This window comes from Bradyrhizobium sp. BLXBL-03, assembly GCF_051853015.1.
In the GTDB taxonomy this organism is placed as follows: Bacteria; Pseudomonadota; Alphaproteobacteria; order Rhizobiales; family Xanthobacteraceae; genus Bradyrhizobium; species Bradyrhizobium manausense.
On the sequence record NZ_CP182470.1, the window covers coordinates 1,259,535 to 1,272,074 of the forward strand.

13 protein-coding genes are annotated in these 12,540 nt (G+C 64.8%); 8 read left to right on the forward strand and 5 right to left on the reverse strand.

Going from position 1 to position 12,540, the window contains the following annotated elements; genetic code table 11:
- Position 1 precedes the first annotated feature (1 nt).
- Both ACNJX9_RS06005 and ACNJX9_RS06010 read right to left on the reverse strand, forming a co-directional pair.
- Positions 2 to 1,969, reverse strand: coding sequence for a cache domain-containing protein (locus ACNJX9_RS06005; RefSeq protein WP_439408136.1), 1,968 nt, complete (start codon positions 1,967 to 1,969; stop codon positions 2 to 4).
- A 134-nt stretch (positions 1,970 to 2,103) separates the two neighbouring features.
- A complete protein-coding gene (locus ACNJX9_RS06010) occupies positions 2,104 to 3,021 on the reverse strand; it encodes a LysR family transcriptional regulator (protein ID WP_057759212.1) in 918 nt (305 codons plus the stop codon).
- Between the two features lie 125 nt (positions 3,022 to 3,146).
- On the opposite strand from ACNJX9_RS06010, the gene ACNJX9_RS06015 reads away from it, so the two are divergent.
- The 4 genes from ACNJX9_RS06015 to ACNJX9_RS06030 are packed head-to-tail and all read left to right on the forward strand — an operon-like array spanning position 3,147 to position 7,168.
- The gene (locus ACNJX9_RS06015) at positions 3,147 to 4,523 is read left to right on the forward strand and encodes an MFS transporter (protein ID WP_439408137.1); all 1,377 of its coding nucleotides are present in this window, start codon (positions 3,147 to 3,149) and stop codon (positions 4,521 to 4,523) included.
- Between the two features lie 31 nt (positions 4,524 to 4,554).
- On the forward strand, positions 4,555 to 5,661 hold the full coding sequence (locus tag ACNJX9_RS06020) for an amidohydrolase family protein (RefSeq protein ID WP_439408138.1): 1,107 nt from the start codon (positions 4,555 to 4,557) through the stop codon (positions 5,659 to 5,661).
- Positions 5,658 to 6,758: an amidohydrolase family protein gene (locus tag ACNJX9_RS06025; protein ID WP_439408139.1), complete on the forward strand. Its 1,101-nt coding sequence runs from the start codon at positions 5,658 to 5,660 to the stop codon at positions 6,756 to 6,758. Before ACNJX9_RS06020 ends, ACNJX9_RS06025 begins: the two co-directional genes overlap by 4 nt.
- Positions 6,755 to 7,168 carry a Rieske (2Fe-2S) protein gene (locus tag ACNJX9_RS06030; RefSeq protein ID WP_057759203.1) on the forward strand — a complete coding sequence of 138 codons (414 nt, stop codon included), beginning with the start codon at positions 6,755 to 6,757 and terminating at the stop codon, positions 7,166 to 7,168. The genes ACNJX9_RS06025 and ACNJX9_RS06030 overlap by 4 nt, the downstream gene beginning before the upstream one ends.
- Before the next feature lie 19 nt (positions 7,169 to 7,187).
- Here ACNJX9_RS06030 and ACNJX9_RS06035 read toward each other — a convergent pair whose 3' ends face one another.
- Positions 7,188 to 8,153 carry a 2-hydroxyacid dehydrogenase gene (locus ACNJX9_RS06035; protein ID WP_439408140.1) on the reverse strand — a complete coding sequence of 322 codons (966 nt, stop codon included), beginning with the start codon at positions 8,151 to 8,153 and terminating at the stop codon, positions 7,188 to 7,190.
- Positions 8,154 to 8,297: 144 nt separating this feature from the next.
- On the opposite strand from ACNJX9_RS06035, the gene ACNJX9_RS06040 reads away from it, so the two are divergent.
- From ACNJX9_RS06040 to ACNJX9_RS06055, 4 genes are all read left to right on the forward strand, one after another.
- A complete protein-coding gene (locus ACNJX9_RS06040) occupies positions 8,298 to 8,666 on the forward strand; it encodes a YciI family protein (protein ID WP_057759198.1) in 369 nt (122 codons plus the stop codon).
- The gene (locus tag ACNJX9_RS06045) at positions 8,663 to 9,958 is read left to right on the forward strand and encodes an RNA polymerase sigma factor (protein WP_439408141.1); all 1,296 of its coding nucleotides are present in this window, start codon (positions 8,663 to 8,665) and stop codon (positions 9,956 to 9,958) included. Before ACNJX9_RS06040 ends, ACNJX9_RS06045 begins: the two co-directional genes overlap by 4 nt.
- Before the next feature lie 200 nt (positions 9,959 to 10,158).
- A complete protein-coding gene (locus ACNJX9_RS06050; RefSeq protein ID WP_439408142.1) occupies positions 10,159 to 10,695 on the forward strand; it encodes an SRPBCC family protein in 537 nt (178 codons plus the stop codon).
- A gap of 57 nt (positions 10,696 to 10,752) precedes the next feature.
- Entirely contained in the window at positions 10,753 to 11,166 is a 414-nt protein-coding gene (locus ACNJX9_RS06055) for a VOC family protein (protein ID WP_057759192.1), read from the forward strand.
- Positions 11,167 to 11,236: 70 nt separating this feature from the next.
- Here the strand turns inward: ACNJX9_RS06055 and ACNJX9_RS06060 are convergent, their stop codons facing one another.
- Positions 11,237 to 11,584: a hypothetical protein gene (locus ACNJX9_RS06060; RefSeq protein ID WP_439408143.1), complete on the reverse strand. Its 348-nt coding sequence runs from the start codon at positions 11,582 to 11,584 to the stop codon at positions 11,237 to 11,239.
- 478 nt (positions 11,585 to 12,062) lie between these two features.
- A complete protein-coding gene (locus ACNJX9_RS06065; RefSeq protein WP_057759190.1) occupies positions 12,063 to 12,500 on the reverse strand; it encodes a hypothetical protein in 438 nt (145 codons plus the stop codon).
- Positions 12,501 to 12,540 lie beyond the last annotated feature (40 nt).

Consider the following 12,540-nt stretch of genomic DNA (forward strand, 5'->3'; position numbering starts at 1 on the left):
CTTACGCCGCGCGAATCTGGGCGAGGAAGCGATCCACCTCATCGCGCAGCCGCTGCGACTGTTTCGACAGCTCGACGGCAGAGGCGAGCACCTCTTCCGCGGCTGTGCCGGTTGCTGCGATGCCGTCGGTGACCCCGGCGATGTTCTGCGAGACCTCGCCGGTGCGGGCGGCGGCCTGCTGAACGTTCTGGGCGATCTCCTGCGTCGCCGTGCCCTGCTGGCCGACGGCGGCCGCAATTGCCGCGGAGATTTCATCGACTTGCTGAATCGTGGCGCAGATCGACCGGATGCCTTCGACCGCACCTGACGTCTCGCCCTGGACGGCTGTCACCTGTGCGCCGATCTCTTCCGTTGCCTTTGCGGTCTGGGTCGCCAGCGCCTTGACCTCGGAGGCGACCACGGCAAAGCCGCGGCCGGCTTCGCCCGCGCGCGCCGCCTCGATCGTCGCATTCAAGGCCAAGAGATTGGTCTGCCCGGCGATGCCGTTGATGAAAGAAACGACGTCGCCGATTTTCTGCGCGGCATCGGCGAGGCTCTGGACGCGCGCATTCGACGCTTGGCCGTCGCTCGCAGCCCTGCCCACCACCTCGGTCGCATGCGCGAGCCGCCGGCTGATCTCGGTCATCGACGAGGACAATTCTTCCGCGGCAGCCGCAACCGTCTGCACGTTCTCGGAGGCGAGCGCCGAAGCCGACGACACCGCGCGGGTCTGATTGCGCGACTGCTCGACGATGGCGGACATCGAGCGCGCGGTGTGTTCCATCTCGACGGCGGCCGAGGAGACTGTGGTGACGACGTCGCGGATGCTGGCCTCGAAATTGTCGGCGAGCGCGGCGAAGGCGCGCCGTTTCTCCGCCTCGGATTGTGCTTTGGCCTCGAGCTGGCCGGCCTGGAGCCTGCTGAAGTTGATGGCGTTGTCGCGGAACACCGCCACCGCCTTCACCATCGCGCCGACCTCATCATTGGCCTTGCTTTCGGGGATGGCGACGTCGAGATGGCCGTCGGCGAGCGCGCGCATCACTGATGTGATCGACAGGATCGGGCGCGAGATCCCGCGGGCGATGAGGTAGCCGACGATGGCGGCGAGCACGAGTCCGAGCACGGCGATGCCGATCGCAAGCATCCAGGCGCGGTCGGCGGAAGCCACGTAATCGGCGTTGTCCATCACCAGCTCGACGGCGCCGAGCGGTTTTCCCGAGAAGTCCTTGATCGGCCCGAGCAGCGCCGCGACCGGCCTGGTGTCGAGCTTCGACTGCCGTACCGCAAAATCGCCCCCGGTGGTGCGGCGGTAATCTGCGGCATCGAAGAAGCTCTGGCCCTTCAGCGTTCCGCCGAACAGCTTGAAGCCCGCGCCATCGGCAAGGTGGAAAGCGATGTCGACATGGCGGTTGGCCTTGAAATCGTCGAGAAAGGACTGGCCGAAGCTCAGGCCGAATTCCACCGAGCCGAGATGCTTGCCCGCTTGCGCGATCGGCACCACACCGCGGATGCCAAGCCCGGCGACCCCGCCTTCGAGTCCGACGATGACCTTGCGCTCCTGATTGGCGTCGACGACGGTCTTGCGGAAGCTCGAGAGGTCGTCGCCGAACTTCGCCGGCTGGTGCACGCGCAGGAAGGAGGTCGCGGGCGGCGTATGGAACTGGAACTGCTCGACGCCGTATTCGGACTTGGTCGCTGCGAACACCGGCCCGAACAGGCGCATCAGGGCGTCGCGATCCTGCTTGGCCATCGCCTCCTGCGTCGCCGGCATCGCGGCCACCACCGTGCTCATGGCGGCGGCGCGGCGGGACTCTTCGGAGATCCGCGACAGCAGCGCATCATAATGGCTGCGCAATTCGCGCTGGTCGGCGCGGTCGATGATCCCCGCGATGATCCACATGGCGCCGAGCACGGCAATCAGCGCCGTCGCCGCCGCCGTCACCGCCAGCGCAACCGTGATCCGCATCCTGAGGCCGAGGTTCGCTCGCATGTCCGACTCGCTCGCTGCGCATTGACTAACAACGCGTATCAATCTCTCGCTAAAAGAGGGTGAACGGGATACCGGCGATGCCGGTCGGGGAGGCCAAGGCTAATCGGCCAACATAACGGCGTCGTCCCTCCGCGCTACGTCTCGCGCGCGAGCGCCGGCGCCGCTGCCGCGGCGTCCCGGAAGGCGTCGCGCAGGGAGCCCAGCAGCGTCTGTACGCGGGCGAGGTTGGAGCGCGTCGCCGGGACGAGCGCCTTGACCCAGAGATCGGGGACCTGCAGCTCCGGGAGCAGCTCGACCAGCGCGCCGGACTTGAGCCGATCCGCCACAGCGGTGCGCGAGGCGATCGCGATGCCGCTGCCCGCGCACAGGCTGTCGATGACGAGCGCGCCGTTATTGGTGACGAGATGCGGCCGGACTGTCACCGTCGTCACGCCGTTGCGCCCCTCGAAAGTCCAGGAGGGCCCGATCGGCGAAAACACGATGCAATCGTGATTGACGAGGTCGCGCGCGTGTCGGGGCTGGCCGCGCCGTGCCAGATAAGAGGGCGCGGCGCACAGTACGCGTTCGAACACATGCAAGGGCTCCTCGAGCACCCCGTCGAAGGATGACGGCATCATGGTGAGAACGATGTCGAAGCCTTCCTCGACCGGGTTCACCGTGCGGTCCACCAGCACCGCGTCGAGCGTCACGCGCGGATATCTGATCTGAAACGACGACAGCAATTGCGCGAGGTTGATCACCATCGGCGAGGCCGGCGCCTTGATGCGCAACTGGCCCTCGAGCTCGTTTGGCGATCGCATGATGCCTTTCGCCATCTCGTCGTAATCGCGCACGATCTGCCTGATGACGTCGAGATAGCGCTCGCCGATCTCGGTGAGCGCGAGGCGCCGCGTGCTCCGCCGCAGCAGCGTGGTCTTCAGCGACCACTCCAATTGTCCGACCCGCTTGGTGATGACGGAGGGCGCCACCCCCAGCTGCCGGCCGGCTTCGGAGAAACTGCCGGTTCGGGCCGTTGCCAAAAACGCCTTCATATTCAAAAGGCTATCGGCCATTTAATCCAATCCGGAAAAGATGATCGCGCGAAATAGCTTATTCTCCCCCATTCCCGAAGGAAATAGGCTTCCTCCGCTACCACAAGCCGTCACACCAAAACGAACGGCAACTGGGAGGAATGAGCATGAGCGCATCTGACGTCATCGATGTCACCGATGTCATCGAGCGCCAGCGCCGCAATGGCCTGGTCCTGACAGTCCTGATCCTGTCGACGACGATGATGTTCCTGGACGGCTACGACCTCCAGGCCATGGCCTTCGCCGCACCATCGATCATCCGCGCCTGGGGCGTCGAGCGGGCTGCGCTCGGAATAGTCTTCAGCGCCGGCATTTTCGGCATCCTGGTCGGCGGCCTCGTATTCGGATCGCTCGGCGACCGCATCGGCCGTCGCCTGTCGATCGTGGCCTCGATGCTGGTGTTCGGCGGCTTCACGCTGGCGACGGTGTGGGCGAGCGACATCACGAGCCTGATCGTGCTTCGCTTCCTCGCCGGCATCGGCATCGGCGGATTGTCGCCGCTATGCTACGCGCTCAACCTCGAATATGCGCCCAGCCGATATCGCGGCACGGCGGTCGCGATCATCATGGTCGGTTATGTCGCGGGCAGCAGCGTCGGCGGCTTCATCGCTGCCGGTCTCGTGCCGCAGTTCGGCTGGACTATCGTGTTCTGGATCGGCGGCGTGCTGCCGCTGCTGGGGGCCGCGCTGTGCTATTTTGCGCTTCCGGAATCGATCAAGTTCCTCGTGGTGCGCAATCGCGAGCCCGCGGAGATCGCGCGTATCCTCAACCGGATCGAGCCCGGCCTTCAGGCGCAGGCGACGACGCGCTTCGTGCTGCGCGACGAAGCGTCCGCCGGCAGCGCCGGCATGGGACCGCTGTCGCAACTCGCCTCGCTGTTCGACGGGCGGCTGGCGATCATCACGCCGTTCCTGTGGGTGGCCTATATCGCAAGCTCGATCACGATGTTCTTCCTCAACAGCTGGACGCCGATCCTGGCCGAGGCATCCGGGCACACGCCCGCGCAGGCTGCCATGGGCCTGACCGTGTTCAGCCTGGGAGGCGCCTTCGGCGGCCTCACCATCGGCCGGGTGCTCGATCGTTTCGGCGTCATGGCCATTGCGATCGTGCCGCTGATTGCCTGCCCGCTGGTTGCTTCGCTTGGCTGGGCCGGTCTTGGTGACAGCACCTACCTTGGGACGATGGCGTGTGTCGGATTCTTCGTCGTGGGCGGCCATCAGGGCCTGAACAGCTCGGTCGGTCAGTTCTATTCCAGCGCCAACCGCACGACGGCCGTGGGCTGGGCGCTGTCGGTCGCCAAGATCGGCTCGATCAGCGGACCGCTGGTTGCCGGCATCCTGATCGCACAGCATCTGCCGTTCTCGAACCTGTTCCTGCTGGCCGCTCTGCCGCCGCTGGTGGTGGCGGCCTGCGTCCTGGTGCTGGGAATCTCGCAGCGCAAGCACCTGGCGGCGCGGAAGATCGATCAGACCGCCGCGGCCTAGCCGCGTCGAGCGAAGCAATGGAGTGCGAAAGATGAAAATGCCTCTCGCAGGCGCAATCGATTGCGACCTGCACCCGCCGATGCCGAGCATGGCGCAGCTCCTGCCATATCTCGACGACTACTGGCGCGACCAGATCACGAACCGCGCGATCGACCGCATGTCGTTCGCCATGATGAGCTATCCGCCGAATGCGCCAATCAGCGCGCGCGCGGACTGGCGGGCGCCGAACACCGCCCGGAGCGATCTCGATACGCTGCGCGCCCATGTCCTCGATGCCTTCGACCTCCGGTTCGGCATCGCCAACGTGATGCATGGTGCGATCGCGCTCCACAACGACGACATGGCGGCGGCGATCTGCCGCGCAGTGAACGACTGGCTGCGGGCGGAGTGGCTGGACCGCGAACCGCGGCTGTGCGGCTCGATCCTGGTGTCGCCGCAGGATCCGGCGCAGGCCGTCGCCGAGATCGAGCGTCTCGCCTCGGACCCGCGTTTCGTGCAGGTGCTGCTGCCTGTGATGGGCGAAAAGCTGCTCGGCCGGCGCGAGTTCTTTCCACTCTATGAGGCGGCGGAACGGCACGGCCTCGTCATTGCCGTTCACGCGGGCAGCACCTATCGGTACGCGCCGACGATCGTGGGCTGGCCGTCCTATCAGTTCGAGGACTATGTCGCGCAGGCGCAGGCTTTCGCCAACCAGACCATCAGCCTCGTTGCCGAGGGCGTATTCCGCCGCTTCCCGCGCCTCAAGGTGGTGATGCTGGAGTCCGGCGTAAGCTGGCTGCCGATGACCGTGTGGCGCACCGACAAGACCTGGCGTGGCGCGCGGCCGGAGGTGCCTTGGGTGGACCGCTGGCCGTCAGAGATCATTCGCGAGCATCTGCGCCTATCGGTCCAGCCGTTCGATGCGGCCGATGCGACGGCGGTCGCGCAGACGCTCGATCGAATCGGGTCGGATGAGATGTTGCTGTTCTCCACCGACTATCCGCACTGGCAGTTCGACGGCGACGACGTGCTGCCGGATGGGCTGCCGCCGGACTCGTTGCGGAAAATCCTGATCGACAATGCGCTCGCAACCTATCCCCGCCTGGCACAGGGCGCGGCCGCCGGCGCCGTCGAGCTTGCGAGGGAGGACGTGAGATGAACGCACCCTTTATCGAGCAGAAGGCCCGGCAGACGCTGGCGGTCGTCGATTGCGACATCCATCCGGCGCACCGCACGCCCGGCGAGCTCTTGCCCTACCTCGAGCCGCGCTGGCGCGAGCACTACGAGACCCATGGCGTCCATGTGCGACAGGCGCTGCCAAGCGCGCTGATGTATCCGCGCATGATGGCCGCCGGCATGCGCGCCGATTCGCTTCCCGAGAAGGGCGGTCCTGCGGGATCGGATCTCGATCTCCTGCGCAGGCAGCATCTTGATCCCGTCAATGTCGAGTTCGGCCTGCTGATGGCGCTCAGCAAGGGCGGCATGGAGGAGCGCAATCCCGGTCTTGCGGCAGCGTTGTCGCGCGCCACCAACGACTGGCAGATCGATCGCTGGGTGCGCGAGGAGCCGCGCCTTCGCGCCGGCATCGTCGTGCCGCAGGAGTTTCCCGAGGCGGCCGTGGCCGAGATCGAACGTTGCGCCGGCGATCGCCGCTATGTGCAAATCATGCTGTCATCGAGGCCCTCGGACCCGCTGGGCCACCGGCGCTATTGGCCGATCTATGAGGCGGCGGAGCGCGCCGGCCTGCCGATCGGTCTGCATCCGGTCGGCTACAATGGCGGCCATCCCTGCACGGGCTCCGGCTGGCCGACCTTCTATTTGCAGGAGCACTATGTCTTTGTCGCGTGCATGGAAGCGCTTGCCTCGAGCCTGATCATCGAGGGCGTATTCGAGCGTTTTCCGAAGCTGAAGGTCGTGCTGGTCGAGGGCGGCTTCGGCTGGGCCCCTGCGCTGGCCTGGCGCATGGACAAGCATTTCGAGAAATTCCGCAAGGAGGTCGCACATCTCAGGCGGCGTCCTTCCGAATATCTGCGCGAGCACATCTGGTGGACGACGCAGCCGATCGAGGAGCCGGCGCAGGCGCGCCACATCGTCGACATCATCGATTGGATCGGTTGGGACCGGCTGCTCTATTCATCCGACTATCCGCATTGGGACTATGACAATCCGTCCTTTGCCTTCAAATTTCCGATGACCGAGGCGCAGCGCCGCATGATCTTCAGGGACAATGCAATGGCATTGTATCGCCTTGCATGAGCCGCCATGTGGTCTGCCCGGCAGCCGAGCTGCCGCCCGGCGCACGCAAGGTCGTCGTGGTCGACGGGCGCGAGATCGGCGTGTTCAATGTCGAGGGGCGCCTTCATGCGCTGCTCAATCGCTGTCCGCACGGCGGAGCTGCGATCTGCTCTGGCGTCGTCACCGGGCTCAGCCAGTCATCGGGCCCCGGCGACTACCGCCTGGAACGGCGCGGTGAATTCTTGCGCTGCCCCTGGCATGGCTGGGAATTCGACATGGCGACCGGACAATCCTGGTGCGATCCGCGCCGCACCAGGGTGCGGAGCTTCGAGGTCAAGCTTGAAGCCGGCTCCGATCTTGTGATGGGACCCTATGTGGCGGAGCGATATCAGGTCACGGTCGAGGACGCCTATATCGTGGTCGACCTCTGAGAATGTGAGGCGCGCGGCATCAATATCCACGCACCCGATCCACCACGTTCTCCAGCGCGCCGCCCGCCTCGAACCTCGCGATCTGCTCGGCGACATAGGCCGAGATCGCGTCCGCATCGGTGTCGGCGGCGTTGTGCGGGGTCAGCACCACCTTGGGGTGGGTCCAGAACCGGCTGTCCGCGGGCTGCGGTTCCTGCACGAAAACGTCGAGCGAGGCGGCGCCCAGCGTGCCGTCATCGAGACAGGCGAGAATGTCCGCTTCGTTCTGCAGGCCGCCGCGGCCGGCATTGATCAGCACCGGCGCGCCGAGCGGGCTCGTGCGGTTGAGCTTGGTGAAGACCTCGCGGTTGAGAATGCCGTTTGTGTCAGGCGTCAGCGGCAGCAGCGACACCAAAATGTCGGTCTTGCGCAGGAACGCATCCATTCCGGCGGTGCCGTGGAAGCACTCGACGCCCGCGATGGTGCGCGGGCTGCGGCTCCAACCGGCGACGCGGAAGCCGAGCCGGCGCAGCACGTCGGCCGCATCAGCGCCGAGCGTGCCAAGCCCCATCACACCGACGGTGATCGCGCTCGCCGGCCACTGATATTTCGGCTCCCAGCGCCTGGCGCGCTGCGAGTCGCGCAAATAGAGCTCCTGGCGGTGGTGCATCAGAACGTGCAGCACGACATACTCGGTCATGCGATTGGTGAGATCGGGGACCGCGACGCGCACCAGCGGCACGTCGGGCAGGCTCTTGTCGGCCATCAGCGCATCGACGCCGGCGCCGAGATTGAAGATCGCCCGCAGATTGGGGAAGGAGCCGAGCTCGCCCGGCACGGGTTTCCAGACAGCGGCATAGTGCACCTCGGCGGGATCGAGGGAGGCATCCGGTAGCAGCACCACGCGGCGGCCGTCGCAGACCGCATCGAACCGGGCCTTCCATCGCTCCGGCAGCCAATTCTGCTGCGTGCTGTTGATCAGGACGGCCAGTGTGCCCATGGTCATTCGAAGTGCCTCATAAGGTTCCGCTTTTGGTGGCTCTCCTTGGCACGATCCAGCGGATTTTTCTCGCAAATTTTTTCCGCAGCCCTGTCGGGGCGAGGCATATTGGATCGTCTTCAAAACAAGCGTTCAGGTAAGGTACTGCCCATGCTTTATGCGATCCTTTGCTATCATGACGAAGACTTCGTCGGCTCCTGGAGCAAGGACCAGGACGAGGCTGTGATGAAAAAGCTCGCCGTGGTGCAGGACAAGCTTACCAGCCAAGGCCGGCTCGGCCCGGTGGCGCGGTTGCTGCCGACCACCGCGGCGGCGACCTTGCGCAAGGAAGATCCACCGCTGGTGCTCGACGGCCCCTATGCCGAGACCAAGGAGCAGCTGCTGGGCTTCTACATCGTCGATTGCAAGAACCTCGACGATGCGCTCGACGTCGCGCGCGACCTGGGCGCTGCCAATCCCGGCGGCGCCTATGAGGTGCGCCCCGTCGGCGTGTTCAGGCCGGGAGGAATTTCGGCGTGAGCGAGGCCGACACTGGCTGGATCGAGACGGCGCTGACCTCGGCGCGACCTCAGGCGGTCGGCGCGCTGCTGCGCTATTTCCGCGATCTCGATACGGCTGAAGAAGCCTTTCAGAACGCCTGCTTGCGCGCGCTCAAGAACTGGCGGGAGAACGGGCCGCCGCGGGATCCGGCGGCCTGGCTGATCATGGTCGGCCGCAACGTCGCCATCGACGAGGTTCGCCGCACCCGCAAGCAGCAGCCGCTGCCGGAGGACGACCAGGCGATCTCCGATCTCGACGACGCCGAAGGCGCGATTGCCGAGCGTCTCGACGGCTCGCACTATCGCGACGACATCTTGCGGCTGATGTTCATCTGCTGCCATCCGCAACTGCCGGCGACGCAGCAGATCGCACTGGCGCTGCGTATCGTCTCCGGTCTTACCGTGAAGCAGATCGCGCGCGCCTTCCTGGTTTCGGAAGCCGCGATGGAGCAGCGCATCACCCGCGCCAAGGCCAGGGTGGCGGAAGCCGGGACGCCGTTCGAGACGCCCGGCGCGGTGGAACGCTCGGAGCGGCTCGCCGGCGTCGCGGCGATGATCTATCTGATCTTCAATGAGGGCTATTCGGCGAGCGGCGATAGCGCGGAGATCCGCAAGCCGCTGTGCGAGGAGGCGATCCGTCTGGCGCGACTGTTGTTGCGCCTGTTCCCGAGCGAGCCGGAGATCATGGGGCTGACGGCGCTGATCCTGTTGCAGCACGCCCGCAGCGCCGCGCGCTTTGCCGAAGATGGATCGCTGATCCTGCTGGAGGACCAGAACCGCGCCTTGTGGAACGGCACCATGATCGCGGAGGGCCTCGCTTTGATCGACAAGGCCATGCGCCACCGCCGCAGCGGGCCCTACCAGATCCAGGCTGCGATCGCCGCGCTGCACGCGCGCGCGGCGACGCCCGATGAGACCGACTGGCCCCAGATCGACCTGCTCTACGGTGCGCTCGAAGTGGTGCAGCCTTCGCCGGTGGTGACGCTCAATCGCGCGGTTGCCGTCGCCAAGGTGCGCGGGCCCCAGGCCGCGCTCGACCTGATCGAGCCGCTGGCGCCGAAGCTTGCCAACTACTTCCATTTCTACGGCGTGCGCGGTGCCTTCCTGATGCAGCTCGGCCGCAACGACGAAGCGCGAATCGCCTTCGACCGCGCGATCGCCCTCGCCAACACCTCCGCTGAAGCTGCCCACATCCGCATGCACATCGATCGCCTGATCCGGGATAGCCAGCCGAAGGGCGGCGGTGCCAGGCAGGGTGCGAAGGCGAACTGACGGCGCGGCCCTTTCTCTGCTGCCGTGCCAGGCTTCCAATCACTTCGTCATTCCGGGCGATGCGAAGCATCGAACCCGGAATCTCGAGATTCCGGGTTCACCCTTCGGGTGCCCCGGAATGACGGCCAAGAAAATCTCTTCCCAAATTGTCGGCCAGCGCGGCTTCCCTTCGTCTTAATCCCGTATCAAGGGAGCCAATCATGCTGAAAGCTGTTGCCATTATCGCTGTTGTCCTCGCGATCGGGATCGCGGGCGTGCTCGTCTTCGCCCTCACCAAGCCCGACACGTTTCGTGTCGAGCGTTCGCTGGCGCTGAAGGCGCCGGCCGATGCGATCTATCCGCTGGTCGCCGATTTCCGCTTCTGGACCAGCTGGTCACCTTATGAAAACCGGGACCCCGCGATGAAGCGCATCTACGGTGGAACCGCGTCAGGGAGGGGCGCAACCTATGCCTGGGACGGCAACAACAATGTCGGCGCCGGCCATATGGAAATTCTTGAGGCAAGCACGCCGTCGAAGCTCCGCATCAAGCTCGACTTCGAGCGTCCCTTCGAGGGGCACAATACCGCCGAATTCACTTTTGTGCCGCAAGGCGATGCTACGCTGGTTACATGGGCGATGTACGGCCCGGCGCCCTTCATGTCCAAGCTGATGCAGATCTTCATCAACATGGACACGATGATCGGCAAGGACTTTGAAGTCGGCCTCGCCAGCCTGAAGAAGCTCACCGAGAAGTAATAAGTCTCACTGGCCCAAGGAAACAACGAGGAAAGAACAAGGAAATAGGAGAGAACGATGCTCAATCCCTATCTGTTCTATCAGGACACCTGCGAAGCGGCGTTCAATTTCTACGCCAAGGTTCTCGGCGGCAAGATCGAGATGATGATGCGTTCCTCCGAGGCGCCGCCGGACATGCCCGCCGCGCCCGGCCGCGAGAAGACGATCATGCATGCACGGATGTCGCTGCCCGGCGGCAGCGTGCTGATGGCCTCCGACGCACCGCCGGAGCATGTTCAAAAACCCCAGGGCTTTTCGATCTCGCTGACGATCACGGACGTTGCGGACGCCGAGCGCAAGTTCAACGCGCTCGCCGACGGCGGCACCGTCACGATGCCCTTCAGCAAGACCTTCTGGGCCAAGGGCTTCGGCATGTGCGTCGACAAGTTCGGCATCCCCTGGATGGTGAATTGCCCCGCCGAGGGAATGTGAGCGTGTCGTTCCGCTGATGCGCCGCGCTGCGCCTTCCTCCCTGCTCTGCCGCGAGCGAGGAGGGCGCACCTCAGCGGATTGATCCGGTCGTCTCTTCGCTTGGCGGCTGTGCCACGCAGCTGCGGCAGATCACGAGCTTCGAGCCGAGCTGCCTGTCGTTCTCGGCTAAGATCTCGTCACGAACAGCCCACCATGCGTCGAAATAGGGACGCAACGTCGCCAGCACCCTTTGCCGCTCAAGATTAGGATCGGTCTCTGGTGCTGTGCGACCGGCAACGCGACGCTTCGTGACATCAGGGTGATTTGGATCGCGACCGAGTCCGTCCCATGCGATTGATCGCCGCTCCGCCGCCGGCGCGACCGCGCATCCCGCGAGCACTGCGCAAAAACTAAGCAAGACCAGGATGTGTCGCATCACGCCTGACTTTCGGTGCTCCACGCCACAGGCAAAAGCTGCGCAGGACGTTCTGCTTCGCGCCAATAAAATGGAACCCAAAAAAATCACACCGCCGGCGAGGCTGAATCTGAAGTCTTGATTCGCACAACATTGCGAGAGCAGTGAGGCCGCTTCGTGAACTGAAGCGGATCGCAATGCACAACAACTGGCGCAATATTAGGCTGTGCACGTCCCACGAGAATCCGCTAATAATTCCTTCATAAAATTTAAAATCTGGGGTGGACGTCACTTGGAAGGGGTGCGACCGATGGCGGCGGCGCTACAAATCAACTTTGCACTGTGGGGAATGCTCATTTGCGCGAGCCTGGAGCTGGCGCAGACGATCGAGAGATTCTTCTAGGCAACACATCACTTGGTTCGCGCGGTGTTGCGAACGACAATGATCGGTGCGACGACGATCTCGCGGCAGCGACGACCCGCGCCGTATCGTCGCTGATCTTCACCGGCAGCGAGGATAGATGGCGGCGAGGTCGCGTCCCCTCAGCAAGAGCAAACGAGAGGTGAGGCCGCCGCGGCGGGCGATCCAGTCACGCACCGGGCCGGGATAGGCTTCGAGCACGGCTTCGGATGCTTCCGGTTCGGCATAGAAGCGTCCGTGTCGGTCGACCGAACGCGCAGCGTGGAAACCGAGCACGGCGCGCCTGGTCACGCAAATGCGCTCGCCCGGTACGATGCTGAGCACCAGCGTGCAGGCGGACAGGCACGGACCGTCGATCACGACACGTTCGCCGCTCGCGCGCACCTTCTCGAACAGATCGAGGAACGGCCCGACCTGCCCGCCGGGGCTCTGGATGATACGGATCTCCGCCTTGGCGGGTGCGGATGCGAACAGTGCTGATGCGAGCAGCAGGGCACTGTAGAAGGTGACGCGTCGCATGAGCTCTCCACCAACCCGATTTTGTAGGGTGGGCAAAGCG

What these genes read in the sequence shown, in the direction of transcription:
- ACNJX9_RS06005 (WP_439408136.1), bottom strand. Translation starts at nt 1,969, where the DNA reads ATGCGAGCGAACCTCGGCCTCAGGATGCGGATCACGGTTGCGCTGGCG.
- ACNJX9_RS06010 (WP_057759212.1), bottom strand. Translation starts at nt 3,021, where the DNA reads ATGGCCGATAGCCTTTTGAATATGAAGGCGTTTTTGGCAACGGCCCGA.
- ACNJX9_RS06015 (WP_439408137.1), top strand. Translation starts at nt 3,147, where the DNA reads ATGAGCGCATCTGACGTCATCGATGTCACCGATGTCATCGAGCGCCAG.
- ACNJX9_RS06020 (WP_439408138.1), top strand. Translation starts at nt 4,555, where the DNA reads ATGAAAATGCCTCTCGCAGGCGCAATCGATTGCGACCTGCACCCGCCG.
- ACNJX9_RS06025 (WP_439408139.1), top strand. Translation starts at nt 5,658, where the DNA reads ATGAACGCACCCTTTATCGAGCAGAAGGCCCGGCAGACGCTGGCGGTC.
- ACNJX9_RS06030 (WP_057759203.1), top strand. Translation starts at nt 6,755, where the DNA reads ATGAGCCGCCATGTGGTCTGCCCGGCAGCCGAGCTGCCGCCCGGCGCA.
- ACNJX9_RS06035 (WP_439408140.1), bottom strand. Translation starts at nt 8,153, where the DNA reads ATGACCATGGGCACACTGGCCGTCCTGATCAACAGCACGCAGCAGAAT.
- ACNJX9_RS06040 (WP_057759198.1), top strand. Translation starts at nt 8,298, where the DNA reads ATGCTTTATGCGATCCTTTGCTATCATGACGAAGACTTCGTCGGCTCC.
- ACNJX9_RS06050 (WP_439408142.1), top strand. Translation starts at nt 10,159, where the DNA reads ATGCTGAAAGCTGTTGCCATTATCGCTGTTGTCCTCGCGATCGGGATC.
- ACNJX9_RS06055 (WP_057759192.1), top strand. Translation starts at nt 10,753, where the DNA reads ATGCTCAATCCCTATCTGTTCTATCAGGACACCTGCGAAGCGGCGTTC.
- ACNJX9_RS06065 (WP_057759190.1), bottom strand. Translation starts at nt 12,500, where the DNA reads ATGCGACGCGTCACCTTCTACAGTGCCCTGCTGCTCGCATCAGCACTG.